The sequence below is a fragment of the Brucella sp. MAB-22 genome (assembly GCF_025908475.1).
GTDB classification, from domain to species: Bacteria; Pseudomonadota; Alphaproteobacteria; order Rhizobiales; family Rhizobiaceae; genus Brucella; species Brucella anthropi.
Genome location: NZ_CP109781.1, coordinates 1,516,998 through 1,537,461, shown reverse-complemented (window position 1 = coordinate 1,537,461; position 20,464 = coordinate 1,516,998). Strand labels below are relative to the sequence as shown.

The following is a 20,464-nucleotide window of genomic DNA, read 5'->3' as shown; positions in this document are numbered from 1 at the left end:
CTAAACCCCCATCGGCATAAGCACGCCCGTCCACTCGCCCTCGCCTTTGACGACAGCAGGCATGCCCGCATCACCGAGCGCAAAGCGCACATTCGGTTCATCCAACGCGCCGAGCATGTCGTTGACGTACCGGGCGTTAAACCCGATTTCCAAAGGCTCGCCCTCGAACTCAATCGAAACTTCATCGCTGGCCTTGTCAGCCAGCATCAGTCGCAGCACATCTCCGATGGCGAATTTCACAGCGCGCGATTTGTCGTCCGCAACAGCGGCGACGCGCTCGACCGCCTTCATAAGTGACTGCCGGTCGACGGTAAGAATGTTGCTATTGCCGGTTGGGATGACGCGCACATAGTCAGGGAATGTGCCGTCGATCAGCTTTGAAGTGATAATCGTTGAGCCAGACGTGACGCGCACCTTGTTCTGCGACAATTCAACCGTAACCGTACCTTTCGGTAGCAGGCCTACCAGCTTTCGCGGCAGGATCACGCCGTATTCCAAAGCACCGGCAGGGCCGACATTGCACATCAACCGATGCCCGTCGGTTGCGACAGCGACCAAGCGGCCGTCGACAGCATGCAGATAGACGCCATTGAGGTAATAGCGGGTTTCTTCCGTCGAAATGCAGTGCACACAAGGCGCTACAAGCGCAGCCAGATCCAGTTCAAGCGACGTGTCAAACTTACCGGCGCTGAAAGACGGAAAGTCTTCAGCAGGCAAAACGTCGAGTTTGTAACGGCTGCGACCGGACGCGACGGTAAGGCGACCTCCACCGCCAGCTGCGTCCAGCTCAAGGGTAATGTCGCCCGTCGCGCGCTTTGCGATGTCGGCGAGCATCTTGCCGGGCACTGTTACGCTACCCGGATGGCAGTCGAGCACCGGCAGACTGGTCGTGATTTCCACGTCCAAATCGGTCCCGGTCAGGCGCAGCTGGCCATCCTCGACAGCAACGAGCACGTTGGCGAGAATAGGAATTGAATTGCGGCTTTCGATGGCACGGTTGACGGTAGCCAAGGCGTGTGCGAGCTGTGAGCGGTCAATGCTGACTCTCATCAAAGTCTCCTCGTGTTCGGTTCGGTACGGTGGTTGCTACCGGCGCTTTCGCGCCAGTAGCTGCGTGGTGTGGCTTACCCCCATGGGCGCTTCTTGCCTGCCGCGGCAGCAGCCGGCGCCGGCTTGTTGCTATTCGCCGCAGCCGGTCGGTTGTCATTAGCAGGGCGGGCCTGCGCTGCAGGCTGGTTGGCGTCGATCGAAGGCTGGGGAATGTTGCCCTCATCGGGGAAGTAGTACTTCTTGATCTCGGCGCGAGCCGGGTATTGGCCGTCCTTGGAAGCCTTTCCGAGACCAATCTTTGCCGTAAACGCCTTGAAGTGCAGTTCTTCGGAATCCTCGACTTCCGAAACACCAATTGCCCGGCAAAGGCTCGCGAACTGACGCTGGCCGATCTCTTGCGCCTGAGCGTTCTTGTGCTCCAGATTGTAGAAATTGAAGACCTTGCGGCCCTTGTATTCCTCGGGGCGAAGAACCGTCATCGTTGTCTTGAGGCCGGTGCCATTCGCGCCTTCCTTGACCTCCGACGCCTCGATTTCCAGCTCATAGTCGCCGTTCGGCAGTTCCTCGTAGTCGCGCTGCTCCGTATCGTGAGCAGTCGCATCAAATCTGCTGGCTAGTTTTGCCATGTGTCATTTCCTCGTGTAGTTGGTGGTGTGGTAGCGGCGAGGCCTACGCCTTCGCCCGATGAATAGCCGGGCGGAAGAACCCGCCGATAAAACCGAGCGAAGCGCCGATCTGCCACATCGCAAGGCCCGCCGCGTTGATGCCAACGGCGGCAAGGAAGGCGTGGATTGTTTTTGCGAAAAACAGGCCAACAACCCAGCCGACGAACGCGCCACCGAGAACGCCGATGAGCGGTGCGATGAAGAGGATGGCCGCAATTGCTACGAGGCCAGCTAGAGCTTTTTCCATTAGGTTTTTCCTATCATCATAGGATTGGTGTTGTCGTTGGCTGGTATCGCCAGCGACGGCTGGAATGGCACATCAAGTTTTGCGCCCTTCCTGATATTGTCCGCTGCCCACAAGGGCCTCAGATTGGACAGAGCCCAGCATTTCTGGAAGTCGATGTCGTCAGGCGTTTGATAGTTATGAGCTGACACTGGGATAATGTGATCAATGTGCCATTCTCCATAGTTGTCCCATGTCATGCCTGGCAGAAATTGGATCTCAAGATGGGTCATTAGCTCTTCAAGGGTGTAACCAAGAAGATCAAATGTCTTACGAGCAGATTTCGACCCTTTCCTAACCCCTTTTACGACACCGGCTCTTATCGCGGATGAAACCTTGAACTCTGGGTCATCCTTTTTTCTGGCATATGATATTGCTGTATAGGCACGCACTTTGTCGGCGTTCTCAGCCCTCCAGTTCTTATCGTAGCCGGGATTCTGTGCGTACCATTCCTTCATGTAGCCGGGGTTTGCGGCTTTCCACTCCGCAAGCTTGGTCGCGATACGATCTTTGTTTTCTTTGGCGTATCGTTTATCCATTTCGCGTTTTAGGTCTGGGTTTTTGGCTACCCATTCGCGAGTTTTGGCTCTAATTTTTTCTTTGTTGCGCTGATAATACTCGCGTTTACCCTCCAATATGGCATCTCGATTACGTTCTGCGCTTGCCTTATTCGACGCCGTTGTACACACCTTGCATCGTGATCGGCGCCCGTCGGGTTTGGACTTGTCAGAATGAAACTCGTGAATATCCTTTAAGTCCCCGCAAGCTGTGCAGGTTTTCACCTGCACGCCGCTCCCATCCATAGCTACGCTGCCTCTGCCATTTCTTCGCTATCCGGCACATCTGTGGGCGCCAACGAATTGCGCTGGAAGTAATAGTCCAGCACCCTGAATCCCTCACCGCGCTTGAAGGGCAGCGTCGGCTTTTCGATGTCGTATCTGTTACCAGCAATGAATCCAGGTCGTTCCTGCACGGCGATCAGCATGTCACCGCCGCCTTCGCCGCGTGTATTTTTCTTATTGAACCCGACATCTTCCTTGCGAATGGAAACGCGCTGATGCAGGAACCCGATAAGATCTGCTGCGTCCACAACGATACCGACAGCGTCATCACGCAGATTTGGCATATATCGGGGGTAACTGTCTGTCGTGACGCCGGGAACAGTCTTGGACTTCACGTGCGCGATCACGACCACATAGAACCCAGCTTCTTTTAGCTGCATCACCTTGGCGATGAACTCGTGCCAGATTTCCGACGCCTGCGTGTATCCCTTGCCGTATGGAATATCCTCAATGCTGGCCACCTTGTTTTTGGCGCATACCTCGGCAAAGATATGCTGTTCCAGCCCGTCAGCGGAATCCAGGATGAAGGTCTTGCGATCATGCTGCGCGTCCAGCATCCAGTCAGCCTGATCCATCACATCGCGATAGGACTCAGACACGCCGAAAGACTTCATTGTTACCCCGGCTGGCGCGCGTTCCCCCTTCCCCGTGCGGATATAAAGTGGCGAAGGAAACTCGCTTGCCAGGGTCGTCTTCCCTGACTTCGCACCAGCGTAGAAGACGCAAAACGCCGGTTCGTTTTCATTGGTATCGTCTGGGATACCATCGTTCCAGTTGAGAGCCATAGGTCTCCTCGTGTTCAGTAGGTGTGGTGGGTAACGGCGATTGCGGCGATGACGGCCGCAAGTATGAGCCAGCCGACAAGCCATGCAGGCGGGCTTGTGAGGGCGGTCATTTGAATGCCGCCATTCTTGCGAAGTTGGCCGCTGCTAAGGCCACGTCGAACGTGGCCATGTCGATGCGGCCGAGGAACAGATTGATCACCGCAAAGACCATTAGTGTGGCGGTTAGAACGAGATCGAACGTCTTCATGCCGCACCCCACAGATAAAGCAGCCCGTAGAACGGCAGCAGCAGGTTCCAGAACAGGAAGGCTGCGATTGTCGTGGCGATTGCCAGCGCGAACGCTGCAAGCGCCAAGGACTGTCCGATGCGGCCGACACCGGGCTTTCGCCCGGGATCGATGTGCGGCATGTCAGCCGTAGCTTTTGTGGCGAACGAGATCATGCCAGCACCCATGTGTAGAAGCCGACTGTCAGGGCGAGCGCAGCTACAACTGCCAATCCCCATAAAAAGCGTTCACCAAGGCCGAGCGTGGATTCCGGCTCGTAGAACGAGTCACCATCCGCATAGTCTTTGGGCGCATAGTTGCGCGTGTGGCTGTACGTGGTGGAGGTCATGCGGCCCTCCGAATAACGACATCGGCAATGCGCAAGTCAGCGAGAACGAACACACCAAACTTCTGGCCCGGATATTTGACGGCAAGCCGTTCAGCCTCGTCAGTGGCGGATTGTTCGCTTTTATGAACCTTCGGCTTCTCAGACGGTTTGGGCTGCCCGCTTTTGATCAGAGCGACGATGGCGGGTTTGGTCGGCGTTGCGTTGTCATTGCTGGCTGGCTCGTCGTCCCATTCGGCGATGAGGTCAGTTTCTGGGGCGTTACCAAAATACCGGTAACCATCGTTGGCCCACATATTGCCGCCTTCACTGCCCATGCTCCATCCGTCATGGTAGCGATATGCCGGCCCAACCTTGCGCCCATCCCGAGTGCGATAGAACTTGCCGGTTTCGATCGTGAGGGATGGCGCGAGCTCAAGGTTATCCCAACGCACATACCAGGTATGATCACCCATCCGCCCAGTTCCAAACTTCACAAGACAATCGCGATCGCACACATCCACGGCTTGCACCAAGCCGACCTCATCGGCGCTTGCCCATGGGGAATAATCCGAAAGCACCCGCACCCGATCACCCACCTTGAAGGCAGGCTTGCCGGTTGTGTCAGCAACGGGCAGGATGTCGAATTCGTCCGAGGAACGCAGTCTATCACTGCCATCTTTATCAACGAACTCGATAAATTCTCCGTCCACTTTTGTGACAGTGAACACGTCGCCAATATCGTAACCGCCGTTATGGCAGCTATACTTGGATCGCACCTTGTCGCCGACCTTCACTGTTTGCTTGTCAGCCATCACGCTACTCCCCTCGTCTTGGTGTTTTTCGTAAGCTTCACCTTCTTGGTGAAATCGACCGGTATGATGTTGTCATCTTCAGGCTTGTCAGCCTCGACGCCGCCATCGTCCTCTTCAACATCGGGCTCGACTTCGAAGCGCGAGACCTCAAGTTGCACAAGGCCAGTGCCGGGAATCATGAAACGCACAGTCAGCCAGCGAAAGCTGTCGCGCTCCTCGATAATGATGCCCTTCCATTTCCACAGCTTGTGGACGACGATCTCGCCAGGCAAATCCCAGCATTCACCGCAATCGCATGTCATGCGGCACCTCTTTTCGGTGCGCGGTGGTAAGTGACTGGCGCGTTGGAAACGTGCGTCCCATTCCGAAGCACGGCGTTCGCTCGTGCCTCTGCTTTTTGCGCAGCCGTCCGGTAAGGCTTGCGGTTTGTCATGTCCCGCTCGCCAGTTCGTGTGTATTTCGTTTTCAAGATTGCCTCCTCATCGGAGGTTAGTCGTTGGCCCCGTCTCTGCGCGGTCGGCCTGCCTCAAAAGGCTAGTGGACAGTGCCTGTGTATGGCCCGTCCAGAATGGTTATGCGGGGCAACGAGACATAAATGTCCATGCATCCTCCCGAATAACCGCCGTTATATGTTGTGCGGCGCACAACGGTCTTCTCAGTTGGATTGGGCGGCGATATCGTGGGCGATCTTTCCGAAAGCAACGACCATGCGTGGCCTCTTGTGATCCCCATCAATTCCGCGATCTGCCCAAATGACGCGCCTCTTTTGCGATGCGCGGCGGCAGTTGCCTGCAGTTCGTGCCTTGATGAATGTTGCATGTCTCCTCGTGTCGGTTGGTTATGGTTGACAAGTGCAGTGGCTAACGGCATCTGTCTCGTTGACCGGCAGTGGTGTCGGTAAGGAAATCGCGGCGTAGAAGCGGCTTCGGCCCTCCTCGTGTTAACCGCGACGTACGGGCAGGCTGGGGTAACGGGTGGTGCCGACCCATAACAGCCTGCTTTTAAAGCACGCCGAAAGCGCCAGCCGCGTTTCAGCGGCCAGCGTCCCTGATGAATTCTATGGCGGCACTTCAACGAGAGCCGGTTCGCTTCTGTCGGCAACTTTCGTCATTCGCTCTCTCCTCTATTACGATTGCGCCTTCGCGCGGCTGCTATCTATTGAGTGCTGATATCCTTGGGAGGATGTTTTCTGGCATCATGAGGTAGGCCCTCCTTCGAACTGTCCGACGTCTTATGCGTCGGTTGATGACACATAGATATGACAGATTCGCATCTATGTCAACACATGATGACATATTCGCACGTTACATTTTCACAACAATATGCGAAAAGCCCATCATGGATAAGGATTTCGCCTTTCGCCTTAAGAATGCGCGCGTTGCGCGCGATATGAGCCAAGCCCAGCTTGCCGACCTTGTTGGTCGCGACAAGTCTGCAATAAGCTTGCTCGAAAGCGGTAAGCGTGGAGCCAGCGTCGACTTCGTCGCTCGCCTGGCAAAAGCCTTGAATGTGCGCGAAGATTGGCTTGCCTTTGAAAAAGGCGACATGATTGGCCAAGAAGATCGGGCAGAAATTGAACGCCCTGCCGATATATTCACGCCGAAACTAATCCCCGGCAATGAGCTGGTAGGCGATCAACGCGACCTTCCCGTCTATGCCGCTGCCAAGGGCGGCGACGGGCACGTAATTATTACGTTCGATCCAATCAGCTACATGAAGATGCCCGCTGTCCTGCAGGGCGTTAAGGGTGGCTACGGCCTGCTTCTCTCGGGAGAATCGATGGTTCCGGCCTATCGTCCCGGCGAAACGGCGCTCGTGAACCCCAATCTGCCGCCGATGCGCGATGAAGATGTGATCCTTTATCACACCAGCGAAATGGACGAGAACGAAGCGATTATTAAGCGACTCGTTGGCTACAACGATCGCGAATGGATGCTTGAGCAGTATAATCCACACAAGGAATTCAAAGAGTTCCGCGCTGATTGGCCCGTATGCCATCGTGTTGTAGGGAAATACAACACGCGCTGACTAGCCGTTTGCGGCCTCAAGGACGGTCTCTGGCACGCGTCCGAACATTGCAATCACTTCAGCCTGATTATTCCAGCGATAGACCGCAATGACTGCGGGCTTTATTGGCGCGAGTCTCTCCGCCAACCTCACAGCCTGATCTTCGTTTTCAACTTCGATCGGATTGTCAGGAATGATTCCCCACCGGCACTCGGTGAAGGATTGAACGACAAATAACGCAGCCATCCGCCTCTCCTCAGTACGAGACTAAGGATTCCACTTGCTGCGGAACATTTCAAGAACAATTTGCAGTTACTAAACCATATCATTTTTCATGATGTGTTTTTGTCATCATGTAGCATTGACATTTGTTGACTAATTCGCATATAACGATGACACCACAGCACGAAGACAGCCTCACCAGCTTGATCTGCTGACCACCTACCAAAACACGAGGAGAAACCCACATGACCGCAACAGCACCGAGAAGAAGAAGCTCGAAGCCTCGCCTGAATGAAATCATCGGCGGCGGATTCTTTGTATTCCGCCGCGGCAAGAAGACTGGCCGCGTTGGCGTTTACACCACCATGCCATACGAACACGGCTCGTTTGAGCAGGCCTTGGCCGAGGCGACGCGTCTCGCTGCCCTGTGCCCCGGCGAGACGTTCGAAGTTTTCCAGACGAGCGGCGCCGTAGCTTGCTGCACGCCGGTAGAGCTGGCGGAGGCTGCGTAAAATGGAGCGCGATCCCTATGAGGAACTGGGCACAGTCCATTTCCGACGCACCGAACTGGCAATCATAGAGGCACTGTCCGACGTCTACCCTCGCCGTATGCACATGCGTGATCTTGTCGATAACGTTTATGCCTTTGATCCAAATGGCGGACCTGAAAACGCAGTCGGCGTTATTCGAACGACTATGGTTGGCCTGCGCAAGATGCTGCCACCCCACGGATGGACAATTCCAAAACAAAGCTGCGGCCGCGGAAATCAGGGCTTTTACTACCTTGAGCCCGTCGCGAACGACAACGTACCGGCAAAAGACCGGAGGGCTGCAGCATGAACCGCGCTCTCCTGGAAATGCTCGCCGATAACGAGTTCGAAACGGAAACTGACGCACCGAAGGATGGCAACGTCGAGCCTATGCGCCGCCCTGACTACAAGGCTAGGAAAAATGGCCGCCCACAGCCGTGGCTACGCTATGCGGCACGCGAAGCGGTCGAGATGACCGTCATCGTAGCCTTCTGCGTTGCTGTGTGCGGCGTTGGGTTGGGGTTATCTGCATGAGGCGCGAAAGATAGCGACGGGGCGCTTAAGCCCCCGGAAGAAAACCGAACCAACCTGAACAACTATCACTGGCTCGCGGCCCGCTCCACCGCCATGCCTAATTTTATGGAGCTTTTTCAAAGGAAAATGACATGGCGAAGAAGACAGTAGCAGCAGCAGAAGTAACCGCCGCATCCGTCAATCGGACTAGCGCAGGACTCAGAGACGCGATCTTTGACGAAATCGACGCGATCAGGAACGGCACCAGCAACCCAACGCGAGCTAACGCCGTCGCCAAACTGGCGAGTGGCATCGTGGAAACTGTTCGGATGGAGTTGGAAGTGCAGCGCCACCTTCGTCAGGCCGCCCCCGGCAATGTTGAGCCCACTGGACAATCCCTGCTTGGTTCCCCACTGACGCTTGGTGCCTAACCATGTGCTTTTACAAGACATACCATTACTCGCGCTCCGAAATGGGGCGCGCCATCCTTGAGGCAGGGCAATTTGCACATGTGCCAGAGCGAACAGTATGGGAAATCTTGGATGGGTTATCGTGGCCTTGCTGTACCGAAGTAAATGTAGGAACGTTCCCCAACCGACGTGTTGAACGAGGATTCTTAGCCCTCACTACACTGGATGAATTTGCGGTTCGTTTTGGGACTTTGTGCCCGGTGTGCCTTACCCCAGTTCATCTTGAACCGAGATCTGCTGTTTGGGGTGTGTCTGATTACATGCCAGCATGGCTCTCCTATGATGGCGATAACCGGTATCCAGTGTTGGCAATAAAAGAAGAGCCAGAATGGTACATTGACGCATGGAATAACCGCTCATGGCCGGGATTGGGTACACGCGGACAAGCGCACGCAAGGTGCGGCATAATTGATGCAGTTTCACGCCGTATCTCTGACGACGATGGTGAGCAAGACATAGAAACTGTTGTCCATTTCTTTCGTCGCCGCACAGGCTTTCGCGCTTATCTGGAATGGTTGCGCGACAAACCAAAGTTCTCACTTCGATTTAATCCACGCAAGCGTCCGCATGATAGGCAAAGGTATATCGATATGCGGTGGAAGGTCGACACGGTTCTAGAAGCCGCCTAACTGCGCCCTGTTGCCCCGCAACACGGCGCACACCCACCACCACTCACCAAACACGAGGAGAATGACATGCACAGACATGTATCGACGACGCACGCCGTTATTGCACCCATCCTGACCGCCGCTGAATTTCAGCAACAAGGCACGACCGCCGCGCAGGTCCTGTCGATTTCAAAGGCAGTGCGCGCGCTTGGTTATCACACTGAGGCCGAAACACTGCGCGACACCGCTTTCGAACTGGCGCGCATTACCGGCGTTCGGTTCCGCTATGGCGCCCCCCGCCAGCGTCGCAATCCAGCCAATGACAACCGCCGTCGCCTGCGGAGGGCGGTGTGAGATGATGTCCCAAGCAGAGGTCGCCGTTAAAACTGGAGTGATGTGTGAAAGTTTAGAAGATCAACATACGAACGAAAAGGGATCAGCAACAGAACCATCCGCAGCGCGTGAGCTGGCGTTGGAGGAAGCGGCGAACCGATTTGACCGCATAGCCGATATCATCAATCGAAACCTTTACCACCAGCAGGAGAAAATCAAGGACGCGCAGTACATTGCCGCTGAAGGCAGCGCCGCCATCCGCGCCTTATCCTCCTCGGACCATGCCGACGCCGGTAAGGTCGTGGGGGATGGGTGGCAACGATACCCTGCTGCATGGATGGTTCGCGAGAATGATCATGACGCATGGGACTTCTGTCGCCTCAAAAAAGCAGCCGATGATTTGACCGCCCGTGGTTTTGAGGTTGTCCCGCTCTACGCGCTCCCCACTCCTCCAAGCAGTGAGGTGGCGTGATGGGGAAGCAATATTACTGGAAAACAGCATGGGGCTGCATGGAATGCGGGAACCTGTCAGATAATCCACGCATCAACTTTTGCGCGGCGTGTGGAAGCTCGGTAGGTCATCATGGTGTGGCCGTAAAGATTGAAAGTTCTTTCTTCTCAAGCCGAATTGTCGACATGAGAAGCGATACCGGACTGATCAATGAAGGCGCTTTTTTGGTGCGCCTAGCTCGAATTTTGGAAATAGAAGTTGATGGCGGCGATAGCCCTGTAGCGTACCTCGCTGACTGCATGACGCAGGCTTTGGCAAATCAACACATCGCGAAACCATCTAAGCGCGTTGCCACCCACCCATCAGGAGGCGACCGTCATGGCGAGTGAATTGAAGCATTGCCCATTTTGCGGGAGCAATCAGCTTTCCTTCCGAAGCACTCCGGACATGGATACAGACGGAAAGTATCATCGCATTTCTTGCAATGAGTGCGGCGCGTCATCGCGCGCGACATTCGCTATGGATGCATGCCCTCTTTTCTACGAGGAACTGAGTAAAGCTTGGAACACCCGCCCCGCGCCTGCCGCTACAGATACGGGACTGGTGACGGTGGGGCATCAGTACAAGTTTGGTGATGTTTGGCTCGTATCTGATGCGCCGAAGGTAATGCGCAAGGCTGGCTATGAATTGCGGGAAGTTGTCACCTGCGAGAACGCCGAGGCCGTCATTGCTAAAGTTGAGGCTGAAAAGGCCAAAGCCATAAGGGAGGCCGGAAAGCCCGCGCCGTGCTGGGAGGGAAGCCGTCATGAGCATGTCTTGGATTAGAAAGACCTATCGTGTCCCGGCCAAGCGTGGCGGTCGTGTCAAATACACGGGCGGCAAGCAGCCTCAATATGGAACCATCGTAGACGCCAATGGACAGTATCTGGTGATCCGTCTCGACGGAGAAGCCCATGAGCTCTCTTATCACCCAACATGGGAAATCACTTATCTGGAGGCCAGCAATGCCGAGTAAGGAACTCATCGAAGAACTGGGCGAGCAGCTTTTCTTCGCGGATTGGGGTGACCACGCTAAACATCTGGTTTACCCAAAAGAGCATTATGAGGAAATGGCTCAAGCCGCCATCTCCACCATCCTTGCCTCTCTACAGGAGCCGACAGAGGGGATGACGGCGAATGGATACGTTCACTGTTACAATCCAGCGAGGACATGGAGCGCCATGCTGAACGCCTCCGCACTTGGGGAGCAGAGCGAATGAAGCTGACCACCAAGCACATTGCAAACAATCTTCCTGATCCTTCAGAAAAGGATTGGCACTCGCAACGTTCGAATGTCGAGTGCAGGTGTTCCGCTGACCAGTGGCGAACTAGAGACCGCGATGAAGTCCTTTTTATCAGTGAAATGTCGGATAGACATTTGGGCCACTGCATTCGTTTCGCTTCAACAAAGCCACAGCATAGATCAAGATTGTCGGCATTGTTGGCAGAACGTGCCGGTCGACAAGCCCTGAAAGGCGGTGAGTAGATGAAGCTGGATCGTGAATGGAGACTTGTTTGGAAGCCCATGAATGAGATCATGGACAGCGTTACGGTCAAGGCTGGCGTCCGCTTGAACGCCAGCTTGAAAGATCGCGTCGACTGGCTGGTATCCAAAGCCGAGATAAATCCTGAAATGGAACTTCAGTATTTCGAAGATAGCCGCGCCGCACTGCGGGAAAGGGAGTGAGGATGGCGGCATACACCTACGCGGACACTGAGCGGTGGCTAGACGCCATTGCCGGTGTCATTGCGTACTTCCCTGAAACTGAACAGAATCTCCTGCCACTTTATGAGCGTGTTGAAGGCATGCAACGCAACATCGCTGCGAACGACAATATCCGCGACCGCATTAAATCACGGCTGCGTCGAACGGCAGCGTGAACTTTTCCATTTGCTCTTTTCGCCATTCCAAAGAACCGCCCGTGCCATATCGTGGGCGGTCAACTGTATGACCCATCAGCATTCGGCGCAGTTCATCGTCCAAGCCGGCCTCTTTCATACGATCTTCGAATGAGTGGCGAAGTGAATAGACGGTATAGCCCGCGCCTTTTGAAAACAGCTCGTTATCCTTGAAATATTTATTCAGCGTAGCCGATAGCGTGTCTTCCTTGTTTTTGTAACGAGGGAAGCCATTCCGATGTTTCTTAAAAACCTCATGCGCTATGCCGACCAACGGCAGCTTGCGAACAGACGAAGCGGTTTTAATCTCACGCGGATCTGCAGCGTCTTTTCGCGGCGCAATCAGGATATGCGGTACCTTGTCCGCCAAGAATATGTGCTCGGCCGTAATGTTACAAAGTTCACTTGGTCGACAGCCTGTTTCAATCATCGCCAGCACGATACCGCGAGCCTCTTCGTTTAAGCTGACGAGAGGGCCATAGGTCAGGAACTTCCCTTGGATGATATGCGTTGGGATAGGCGGGCGCGACTTTTCAACTTTCTCCGCAAAACTAAGATCGCGGAAAGGGTTTGGCCGATCCCTATCGCCCATGTGCTTGAAATATTCGGCAAATAGCACGCGCATACCACCCATCATGCGATTGCCCATGCTGGCGGATATCGCTGCTTGGTTCTTTGCTGGTCGCGTTATTTTCTGAAGCCAGACCCTGTAGAATTTCTGCGCGTCCTCGCGCGTAATCTCCGCAATAGCCTTATCTGAAACGATCTTCACAAAATGATCGATCGCGCGCTGCTTGTGTGCGCGCCAACGTTTTTTCTGGATTTCGCTCTTGCCCGTCAGTTCATCGGGCGTGATCTCATCGAAATAAATTTTCAAGGCCTGCGTCACGGACACTGACGGGATGCTTGCCGCACCCACTGCGGCCGCATCTTCTTCCGGATTGCCAGTTACGAGGTTTAGTCGGGCCGCAAGCGCCTCATCTGTAAACGAAAGTAGCTTGTCGGCTGGCACATATGAAATTCCGATGGCTTCTGCTCGCTTGATGGCGGCATCATAGAGGGCCCGAGCTTTATCGCCGTCAGCGCCTGCCTTTAGCATCGCCCACAACGCGTCATCGGCCGACTCATACTCATCGCGCTTTGTCATCGCCCGAGCGAGATCGGTGGTTTTCAGGCTTATACGGACGATAGGAGCGCGACTATCCTTGTCTACTAGAGACTTGGGAACACGGCGAACATACTGATAAACGCCGTCGCGGTTTTTCAAATATCGATGCGGATCTGATTTGATACGATAGCCAGCCATGACGGGATTATAGCACCGAATAGCACGCTTTGTATCGCATTTTGTTGCACACTCTGTAGCACAAAACGGTACGCCTTAGATCGAACCAGACGCAAATACGCCGCCTAAGCGGTTGATATTATTACATAATTTTAGATGGATGGCCTGAAAGTAATGGTACGGTCGGTTGGAGTTGAACCAACGACCTCAGGAGCCACAATCCTGCGCTCTAACCAACTGAGCTACGACCGCGTACCTTTGTGTCGGCTGCGTGACGCTCTGGCGTCGCCGACAGGGGGTCACATACGGAGAATCGATCCATATTGCAAGTGATTATAGCTCTCTTTTTTGAGAAATTCCCAATTGCGGGATTCAATATCAAATCCTGCTGTTAACGGTCACCGGCTGGTAACCATTATAGGTGACCGGCTGTGCACAACCCGGATATTGGCCCGAGCCTGTAAAATTGCCTTTCCCGTATTAACTAATGAAACAGAAAATGCAGCCCATACCAAATGGCAATGTGGACCCGCGCCCATAAGAGGCTTATTAACAGGGTGTTAACGAGCACTGCGGGCGGTCGAAAGAACAGGTAAGGACAGGTATGTCAGGATCATACCCCTTCATCGATATTGCCGCGCTGGATTCTATCCGCGAAGGCTTTGCAAAGGGCGATGCGCAGCTCGTGCTGACGCACGACCTGTCGGCAGTGCTTTGGGTCAACGGCCCCGGCGCGAAGCTTTTCGGCTTCGATCGCGTGGAAGACATGATCGGCGGCGGCCTTGATCTGCCCATCGCCACACGCCGGCAGATCGCCTCTTCGAACAGCAATGCGGAGGGTGAAACCCGAACCGTTTCCGTTCGCCTCGGCGGCGGACTGCGTTCCGACCTTACCCGGTTCAGCGTGTCGCATATTACGCTTCCCGACGGCGTGTCCGGGCTGCTGCTGACTGCCGATGGCAAGGACGCAGAAGCTGAAGACATCATTTCCGGCCTCAGCGACGACAGCACGCATATTGCGTTGATCGACGCGAACAGCCGGGTGATTGCCGCGAGCCCGCGTTTTGCTGCACTCGACATTTCCTCCACGACGCTGGAAGACCTTGTCATCGAAGCTGCAGATGCGACTGACCGTATCGTCAAGCGCCGCATCCGCGCCGGAAAGCATTCCGTGCCGGGAGCGATTGCGCGACTGACCGATACGCCGCCCATGCATCTTCTTTGCATCATCGGTGATGCTCCCGTCGCGACATTGGAAGCACCCGCCGCTCTGCAGGGTGAGGCCGAAGAAATTCTGGAAGAGATACTTCCAGAGCCTGTGGAGAGCGCAAATACTGAAGATGCTTCTGCTGATCAGCAGAAGCCCCGCAGCTTTGTGTTCGAACAGGATGCTCCGCCCGCGCGCTTCATCTGGAAGGTGGGACCGGACGGCACATTCAGCGAAATATCGCCGGACCTTGCCGCGACGATTGGGCCGAATGCGGCTGATGTCGTCGGGCGTCGCTTTGCCGATGTGGCCAATGTCTTCGGATTCGATCCCGATGGCAGTATTGCGGCACTGCTGGACAAGCGTGACACATGGTCGGGAAAACGGTTGATGTGGCCGGTAGAGGGCACGGATTTGCGCGTGCCGGTCGAGCTTGCCGCCCTGCCCGTTTATTCGCGCGATCGGGAATTTACCGGTTTCCGCGGCTTTGGACTGGTGCGTCCGGCTGAGGCCGAAAAGGACCCGGAAGAAATCGGGCTGGTGCTTGCAGGCGGTATTCCGCAGGCGCGCAAGCCCGTCAGCGAACCGGTCGAAACGGCAACACCTGTCGAAGACGACGATGTTCTGGCGCTAGGCGAAGAAGTTGCCAATGACGACAGCCCTGTCGCAACGCTGCCCAAGCCGCCGCTGGATATCGCGCCGACACCGGGACGTCGGGAATCCGATAAGGTGATCAGCTTACTGAACGCTTGCGCAGAAGAGAAAGTGGCTGCGGACCAGGCGCGGATGCTGAAGGAACGGGAGCGCGAAGAGCGTCCCGAAGGCGGGCTGACCAAGACCGAGCGCAACGCATTCCGCGAAATTGCTGATCGTCTGCGCAAGCAGGGTCTTGCCAATTCGCGCGCCGAAACCGAAACGGTCGCCATATCGGACGAGACCGTTATTGACAGCTCGCAGCCGGTCGAAAAGACCGAAGTGAAAGCGTCGCTCATCGACGACGTTACCGCCAACGAAGCATCACTTCCGTCATCCGGAATGGCCTATGGAGATGAAACGGCCCTGCTGGCCAATCTGCCTGTGCCGGTCATCATTCATTCGGGCGATAAGATCCATTACGTCAATCAGGCCTTGCTCGATCTCACCGGCTATGAATCGCTTGATGATATTCGCGGTGCGGGTGGCGTCGATGTGCTGTTCAACAGCGAAAGCGACGATGGCGAAACGCGACAGGGCATGGTGTTGCGCCGCGCCAATGGCAGTGAAGAACCTGTCGATGCGCATCTCAACGCCATTTCCTGGCGCGAAGGCCGCGCACTCATGCTGAGCCTGATGCCGGTGGCAGCTGCACCGGTATCCGTTGAAGCCGTTGCCGCCCCGGCTGAAGCGCCGGTTGCGATCGACAAGGACGACGAGAAGCAGGCACTTGCGGATCATGTCGAGGAACTGAAGACCATTCTCGACACGGCGACGGATGGCGTTGTCCTTATTGACTCTGAAGGCCGCATCCGCTCGATGAACCATTCGGCCTCGGCTCTCTTCGGCTATGAACGCGACGAGACGGAAGGCAAGTTCTTTTCTATGCTGTTTGCCATCGAAAGCCAGCGCGCCGCCATGGACTATCTGCACGGCCTTTCCGGCAACGGCGTTCTGAGTGTCCTCAATGATGGGCGCGAAGTGATCGGCCGCGAAGCCAAGGGCGGCTTTATTCCGCTGTTCATGACCATCGGCAAACTGCCGCACACGCGTGGGTTCTGCGCCGTCCTGCGGGACATCACGCAGTGGAAACGCACCGAGGAAGAACTGACCAATGCGCGCAAGGAAGCTGAACGCGCCTCAAGCCAGAAAACAGAGTTTCTGGCACGCATCAGCCACGAAATCCGCACGCCGCTCAATGCAATCATCGGTTTTTCCGAGCTGATGGCCGACGAGAAGTTCGGCTCCATCGGCAATGATCGCTACCGGGATTACCTGCGCGACATCAACCGTTCCGGCAATCACGTGCTGGCATTGGTCAACGATCTGCTCGACATTTCAAAGATCGAAGCTGGTGCTCTCGACATGCAGTTTGAAGCGGTCTCACTCAACGATGCCATTGCCGAAGCCATCGCACTGATGCAACCGCAGGCCAATCGCGAGCGTGTCATCATCCGTTCGAGCTTCCAATCCAACCTGCCCGACATCGTTGCCGATACGCGTTCGATCAAGCAGGTGGCCCTGAACCTTCTGTCCAACGCTGTGCGCTTCACGGCTCCGGGCGGTCAGGTGATCGTGTCGACAAGCTATGAAATGAACGGCGATGTCGTGATGCGGGTGCGCGATACCGGCATCGGCATGACCAAATCCGAGGTCGAGCAGGCACTGAAACCATTCCGACAGGTCAACGCGCTGGAACGCCGCAAGGCCGAGACCGCGAAGGACTGGCGCAGCGAAGGCACCGGGCTGGGCCTGCCCCTGACAAAAGCCATGGTAGAAGCCAATCGGGCGCAATTTGCCATCGATTCCACTCCGGGACACGGAACGGTGGTCGAGATTGCCTTCCCGCCGACACGCGTATTGGCTGACTGATCGGCACCTTGAAAGACTAAGGAACCTCCCCTTGCGGGAGGTTTTTTCATGTCCTTGTTCAAGCTCAAAAAAAAGCGCCGGACGAACCGGCGCTATCAGAATCTCAGAGACAAAGGACACAAAAGCAATTCGCAATGGAGCATCGGAAACGGCAGCTCGATCATCACTCAGTGTTGCATTCCTTATCGCGTGAAGCCGGTTAACGACGCCTTAAGTTCTTCATTCAGAATTTACGCATTAGTAGCGACTGTAAAATCAGGGTTAATTTCCGCGCAGCAATTGATTAACCATAGGAAAGAAGCAGCGCTGTTGATTTGATTCCGTTCTCTGCAACCGTAGACGACTTATCATAAAACTAGCGTCTTTGCTTTGACCCATTGCTGGTTTACAGCTTGAAATATGTCGCGCAAAAGTGCTCAGCAATTTTGCGATAACGATATGCAAAAAAACGAATACCAGAGGCGCGGCGCGAAGAAAAAACGTGGCGTGTTTCTATGAAACTTCACTGATTGGATGGTTGATGCGCTGGCCCCGATTTACGCGCCTCATAATTGCGCTCGTCATTCTCTGCGCCGCGGCTGCAGCAACCTTGCTGGCCGTGGTGCCTTTTATCGTCTCTACCGATGCCATTCGTATTCGCGTTGCACAGGAAATCAGCGCCTGGACCGGCTATAGCGTTGAACTGCGACAAGCCCCTCGCCTGAAGGTGTTCCCCGTTCTGCGCGCATCGTTGAACGGCGTGACGCTCAGCAAACTTACCGATCAGGGGCAGAAGCCACTCATGAGCGCTGATCGCATCGATGTGGAGCTTTCTCCGCTCGATGCCATCATGGGACATATCTCGTTTTCCGAAACGCAGATCGTCCGTCCGCATGTGAACCTCGACGGACCGATTTCGAATTTCTCACAGCTCCTCGACGCCATCGCCAATTCCAACGGACGCCTCGGCACCGCGATCCGTGCGCAGCGCGCCCTGCAAAAAGACAGTTCCGGAGATAATGCACAGGCAACGCAGCAGGCCTCACAACCGTTTGGCCGTGTCGTGGTTCGTGATGGGACGATTGCCTTCAACCGTCCGGATAGCGAGCCGGAAATCACCAGTGACGAGCAGATAACCGATGTCAACGCAACGCTGGAATGGCCGCGCACATCGAGTGCCGCAACGCTGAAAGGCAGCGCCAAATGGCGTGAAGAGACCTCCCAGTTCAGCCTGACTGCCGCACAAGCACTGCCGCTTCTGGCGGGCGGCACATCGGATGTGACCGCAAGCCTGACCGCCAATCCGCTAAGCCTCACATTTCAGGGCAAGGCGAATATTTCCAAGGATCGTTTTTTCGAAGGCGATCTGACTGCCAAGACCCCGTCACTCAGCGGCGCGGTGCGCTGGCTCAGCCTTCCGCCAATTGCGGGCAGCGCCGAAATCGGTGCATTCTCGCTGGAATCCACCATAACCGCGACGCCGAAACGGCTGAAATTCGCCGATGTGGAAATGACCGCCAGCGACAGCCCGGCCAAGGGCGTGATCGAGATCGGTCTGGAACAGGAACAGCCTGCGGTAACCGGAACACTGGCTTTCGACAAGCTTGACCTTGGTCGCCTGTTTTCAGCCTTCATTCCACTGCCCGACAGCGGCGCGCGCTCGCCGAACGAGCGCAACAATCACGACCGCGACGTGGTCGATACGAGCTTCATTGATCGCGCAGAAGTCGACCTTCGCCTTTCCGCGCAGAGTGCCACGGCGGGCCCGGTGAACATGACGGGTGTAGCTGCTGCGGTTCAGATACGAGGCGGACGTGCCATCTTCGACATCGGCGACGCCAAAGCCTTCAACGGCATCATGCAAGCCAATGTGCAGATCGTGCGTGACCTGAAAAGTGCGAGCGGCGAATTGCGTTTCAACGCCTCGGATATCGACAGTTCGCAGTTCTTTACGGCACTTGGCTTCGACAAGCCTTTCGTAAGCGGCAAAGGCAATGTTTCCCTGTTCATGAAAGGTCCGGCCAATCGCTGGTCCGGCCTTTTGACCAACGCGCAGGGCAATGTTTCCATCCAGCTCAACAATGGTCAGATGCAGGGCTTTGCCGTGCAGGATTTTCTGACCAAGGCGCAGAGCCAGCGCTTCTTCGCTCTGGAGCGAAAGGAAAACGTCGCGCTTGCCTTCAATCGTCTGGATGTGAAAGCCAATCTGTCCGATGGTGTGGCGACGCTGGAAAATGCGCGTCTCGACACTTCCGATGGCACGCTGACGCTGGCAGGCATTGTGCCTTTCGTGGATCGCAGTCTGGCGCTGAGTGGTGAAGTCGTTTTCCCGAACAGCCAGCCGCAGCAGCCACAGGAAGGCAGCACAGACGGTCAGGATAGCCAGCCGCCAGCCGAAACTCCGCCCGCCAAGCCGCCGCTCAATTTCTTCGTCGGCGGCTCGTGGGATCGGCCATTTATTTCACCGTCATCCATGGGAACGGGGCAGTAAGCCCCGTTTTTCATTATCCCATACGGAATGCCGCCTGCTCGTCGCGGCGGCGCTGCACTTCACGACGCTTGTTGACGACCGAGGCGATGATGACACCGATCGTCACCAGCGCGATCAGGATTGTACAGACAGCGTTGATTTCCGGCGTCACACCAAGGCGCACCTGGCTGTAGATCTTCATCGGCAGCGTGGTTGCGCCCGGACCAGAGGTAAAGCTTGCAATCACCAGATCGTCGAGCGACAGGGTGAATGCAAGCATCCAGCCTGAAACCACCGCAGGCAGGATGACCGGCAGCGTTACCTTCATGAAAGTCGTGACCGGCGGCGCGCCCAGATCCATTGCCGCTTCTTCCAGCGAACGATCAAAGCTCACCAGACGCGACTGCACGACGACCGCCACGAAACACATCGAAAAGGTGATGTGTGCAAGCGTCACCGTCCAGAAGCCACGGTCGAAATTCATCGCCACGAACAGCAGCAGCAATGAAAGACCGGTGATGACATCCGGCATGACCAGCGGTGCGTAAACCATGCCCGAAAACAGGATGCGTCCGCGAAAGCGCGTATAACGTGTCAGCGCCAGCGCTGCGAGCGTACCCAGAACCGTCGCAATCGTTGCGGACAGAAGGCCGACGCGGATCGTCACCCATGCCGCATCCATCAGCGCCTGATTGCGAAACAGCTCGACATACCATTTGGTTGAGAATCCGGCCCAGACCGTGACCAGTCGGGATTCGTTGAACGAGTAGATAACCAGCAGGACGATGGGCAGATAGAGGAAGGCAAAGCCCAGAGCCACCGATGCGATATTGAAGCGGGACCAGTTGTTCTGCAT

The 20,464-nt window shown here is 55.7% G+C and carries 29 protein-coding genes and 1 tRNA gene; 16 read left to right on the top strand and 14 right to left on the bottom strand.

Annotated elements, in window-relative coordinates; all coding sequences use genetic code 11:
- From dnaN to OHI65_RS06975, 10 genes are all read right to left on the bottom strand, one after another.
- The gene (gene dnaN / locus OHI65_RS07020) at positions 1–1,050 is read right to left on the bottom strand and encodes a DNA polymerase III subunit beta (RefSeq protein ID WP_264358573.1); all 1,050 of its coding nucleotides are present in this window, start codon (positions 1,048–1,050) and stop codon (positions 1–3) included.
- 74 nt (positions 1,051–1,124) lie between these two features.
- Complete coding sequence (locus tag OHI65_RS07015; RefSeq protein WP_264358572.1) at positions 1,125–1,676, bottom strand: DUF669 domain-containing protein; 552 nt, start codon at positions 1,674–1,676, stop codon at positions 1,125–1,127.
- Between the two features lie 43 nt (positions 1,677–1,719).
- Positions 1,720–1,962 (bottom strand): hypothetical protein, encoded by a 243-nt coding sequence (locus OHI65_RS07010; RefSeq protein WP_264358571.1) that lies wholly within the window; start codon positions 1,960–1,962, stop codon positions 1,720–1,722.
- Positions 1,962–2,633: an HNH endonuclease signature motif containing protein gene (locus OHI65_RS07005; protein ID WP_264358570.1), complete on the bottom strand. Its 672-nt coding sequence runs from the start codon at positions 2,631–2,633 to the stop codon at positions 1,962–1,964. The genes OHI65_RS07010 and OHI65_RS07005 overlap by 1 nt, the downstream gene beginning before the upstream one ends.
- Positions 2,634–2,803: 170 nt before the next feature.
- Positions 2,804–3,625 carry an ATP-binding protein gene (locus OHI65_RS07000; RefSeq protein WP_264358569.1) on the bottom strand — a complete coding sequence of 274 codons (822 nt, stop codon included), beginning with the start codon at positions 3,623–3,625 and terminating at the stop codon, positions 2,804–2,806.
- A gap of 106 nt (positions 3,626–3,731) precedes the next feature.
- Complete coding sequence (locus tag OHI65_RS06995) at positions 3,732–3,872, bottom strand: hypothetical protein (protein WP_264358568.1); 141 nt, start codon at positions 3,870–3,872, stop codon at positions 3,732–3,734.
- Positions 3,869–4,066 (bottom strand): hypothetical protein, encoded by a 198-nt coding sequence (locus tag OHI65_RS06990; RefSeq protein WP_264358567.1) that lies wholly within the window; start codon positions 4,064–4,066, stop codon positions 3,869–3,871. Before OHI65_RS06990 ends, OHI65_RS06995 begins: the two co-directional genes overlap by 4 nt.
- A complete protein-coding gene (locus tag OHI65_RS06985) occupies positions 4,063–4,239 on the bottom strand; it encodes a hypothetical protein (protein ID WP_264358566.1) in 177 nt (58 codons plus the stop codon). The genes OHI65_RS06990 and OHI65_RS06985 overlap by 4 nt, the downstream gene beginning before the upstream one ends.
- Positions 4,236–5,030, bottom strand: coding sequence for a hypothetical protein (locus tag OHI65_RS06980; protein ID WP_264358565.1), 795 nt, complete (start codon positions 5,028–5,030; stop codon positions 4,236–4,238). The genes OHI65_RS06985 and OHI65_RS06980 overlap by 4 nt, the downstream gene beginning before the upstream one ends.
- The gene (locus OHI65_RS06975) at positions 5,030–5,332 is read right to left on the bottom strand and encodes a hypothetical protein (protein ID WP_264358564.1); all 303 of its coding nucleotides are present in this window, start codon (positions 5,330–5,332) and stop codon (positions 5,030–5,032) included. The genes OHI65_RS06980 and OHI65_RS06975 overlap by 1 nt, the downstream gene beginning before the upstream one ends.
- Positions 5,333–6,368: 1,036 nt before the next feature.
- Between OHI65_RS06975 and OHI65_RS06970 the strand changes: the two genes are divergently transcribed.
- Positions 6,369–7,058, top strand: coding sequence for an XRE family transcriptional regulator (locus OHI65_RS06970; protein WP_264358563.1), 690 nt, complete (start codon positions 6,369–6,371; stop codon positions 7,056–7,058).
- Here the strand turns inward: OHI65_RS06970 and OHI65_RS06965 are convergent, their stop codons facing one another.
- Entirely contained in the window at positions 7,059–7,283 is a 225-nt protein-coding gene (locus OHI65_RS06965; RefSeq protein ID WP_006469259.1) for a hypothetical protein, read from the bottom strand.
- 221 nt (positions 7,284–7,504) lie between these two features.
- Here OHI65_RS06965 and OHI65_RS06960 point away from each other — a divergent pair, with 221 nt between their 5' ends.
- The 12 genes from OHI65_RS06960 to OHI65_RS06905 all read left to right on the top strand — a co-directional run bounded on the left by OHI65_RS06960 (position 7,505) and on the right by OHI65_RS06905 (position 12,084).
- Positions 7,505–7,771, top strand: a complete 267-nt coding sequence (locus OHI65_RS06960) for a hypothetical protein (RefSeq protein ID WP_264358562.1) — start codon at positions 7,505–7,507, stop codon at positions 7,769–7,771.
- Position 7,772: 1 nt separating this feature from the next.
- Entirely contained in the window at positions 7,773–8,099 is a 327-nt protein-coding gene (locus tag OHI65_RS06955) for a hypothetical protein (RefSeq protein WP_264358561.1), read from the top strand.
- Complete coding sequence (locus OHI65_RS06950; protein WP_264358560.1) at positions 8,096–8,323, top strand: hypothetical protein; 228 nt, start codon at positions 8,096–8,098, stop codon at positions 8,321–8,323. Before OHI65_RS06955 ends, OHI65_RS06950 begins: the two co-directional genes overlap by 4 nt.
- Before the next feature lie 131 nt (positions 8,324–8,454).
- Positions 8,455–8,733 (top strand): hypothetical protein, encoded by a 279-nt coding sequence (locus OHI65_RS06945; RefSeq protein WP_264358559.1) that lies wholly within the window; start codon positions 8,455–8,457, stop codon positions 8,731–8,733.
- Between the two features lie 734 nt (positions 8,734–9,467).
- Positions 9,468–9,734, top strand: coding sequence for a hypothetical protein (locus tag OHI65_RS06940; RefSeq protein ID WP_264358558.1), 267 nt, complete (start codon positions 9,468–9,470; stop codon positions 9,732–9,734).
- Position 9,735: 1 nt separating this feature from the next.
- Positions 9,736–10,185, top strand: coding sequence for a hypothetical protein (locus tag OHI65_RS06935; protein ID WP_264358557.1), 450 nt, complete (start codon positions 9,736–9,738; stop codon positions 10,183–10,185).
- Positions 10,185–10,553, top strand: a complete 369-nt coding sequence (locus OHI65_RS06930) for a hypothetical protein (RefSeq protein WP_264358556.1) — start codon at positions 10,185–10,187, stop codon at positions 10,551–10,553. The genes OHI65_RS06935 and OHI65_RS06930 overlap by 1 nt, the downstream gene beginning before the upstream one ends.
- The gene (locus tag OHI65_RS06925; protein ID WP_264358555.1) at positions 10,543–10,989 is read left to right on the top strand and encodes a Lar family restriction alleviation protein; all 447 of its coding nucleotides are present in this window, start codon (positions 10,543–10,545) and stop codon (positions 10,987–10,989) included. Before OHI65_RS06930 ends, OHI65_RS06925 begins: the two co-directional genes overlap by 11 nt.
- Positions 10,976–11,179, top strand: coding sequence for a hypothetical protein (locus OHI65_RS06920; RefSeq protein ID WP_264358554.1), 204 nt, complete (start codon positions 10,976–10,978; stop codon positions 11,177–11,179). Before OHI65_RS06925 ends, OHI65_RS06920 begins: the two co-directional genes overlap by 14 nt.
- The gene (locus OHI65_RS06915; RefSeq protein WP_264358553.1) at positions 11,169–11,423 is read left to right on the top strand and encodes a hypothetical protein; all 255 of its coding nucleotides are present in this window, start codon (positions 11,169–11,171) and stop codon (positions 11,421–11,423) included. The genes OHI65_RS06920 and OHI65_RS06915 overlap by 11 nt, the downstream gene beginning before the upstream one ends.
- Before the next feature lie 266 nt (positions 11,424–11,689).
- Complete coding sequence (locus tag OHI65_RS06910) at positions 11,690–11,890, top strand: hypothetical protein (RefSeq protein WP_264358552.1); 201 nt, start codon at positions 11,690–11,692, stop codon at positions 11,888–11,890.
- 2 nt (positions 11,891–11,892) lie between these two features.
- Positions 11,893–12,084 (top strand): hypothetical protein, encoded by a 192-nt coding sequence (locus OHI65_RS06905; RefSeq protein ID WP_264358551.1) that lies wholly within the window; start codon positions 11,893–11,895, stop codon positions 12,082–12,084.
- Here the strand turns inward: OHI65_RS06905 and OHI65_RS06900 are convergent.
- On the bottom strand, positions 12,053–13,408 hold the full coding sequence (locus tag OHI65_RS06900) for a site-specific integrase (protein ID WP_264358550.1): 1,356 nt from the start codon (positions 13,406–13,408) through the stop codon (positions 12,053–12,055). The genes OHI65_RS06905 and OHI65_RS06900 overlap by 32 nt on opposite strands.
- 154 nt (positions 13,409–13,562) lie before the next feature.
- Positions 13,563–13,639: transfer RNA gene (locus OHI65_RS06895), tRNA-His, on the bottom strand.
- A gap of 352 nt (positions 13,640–13,991) precedes the next feature.
- Here OHI65_RS06895 and pdhS point away from each other — a divergent pair.
- The 3 genes from pdhS (at position 13,992) to OHI65_RS06880 (ending at position 19,629) form a co-directional block, all read left to right on the top strand.
- Entirely contained in the window at positions 13,992–17,159 is a 3,168-nt protein-coding gene (gene pdhS / locus OHI65_RS06890; protein WP_125301203.1) for a cell-division control histidine kinase PdhS, read from the top strand.
- 48 nt (positions 17,160–17,207) lie between these two features.
- The gene (locus OHI65_RS06885; protein ID WP_125301205.1) at positions 17,208–17,477 is read left to right on the top strand and encodes a hypothetical protein; all 270 of its coding nucleotides are present in this window, start codon (positions 17,208–17,210) and stop codon (positions 17,475–17,477) included.
- Between the two features lie 202 nt (positions 17,478–17,679).
- Entirely contained in the window at positions 17,680–19,629 is a 1,950-nt protein-coding gene (locus tag OHI65_RS06880; RefSeq protein WP_125301207.1) for an AsmA-like C-terminal region-containing protein, read from the top strand.
- A gap of 13 nt (positions 19,630–19,642) precedes the next feature.
- On the opposite strand, the gene OHI65_RS06875 is transcribed toward OHI65_RS06880, so the two are convergent.
- Positions 19,643–20,464, bottom strand: a complete 822-nt coding sequence (locus tag OHI65_RS06875; RefSeq protein WP_010659111.1) for an ABC transporter permease — start codon at positions 20,462–20,464, stop codon at positions 19,643–19,645.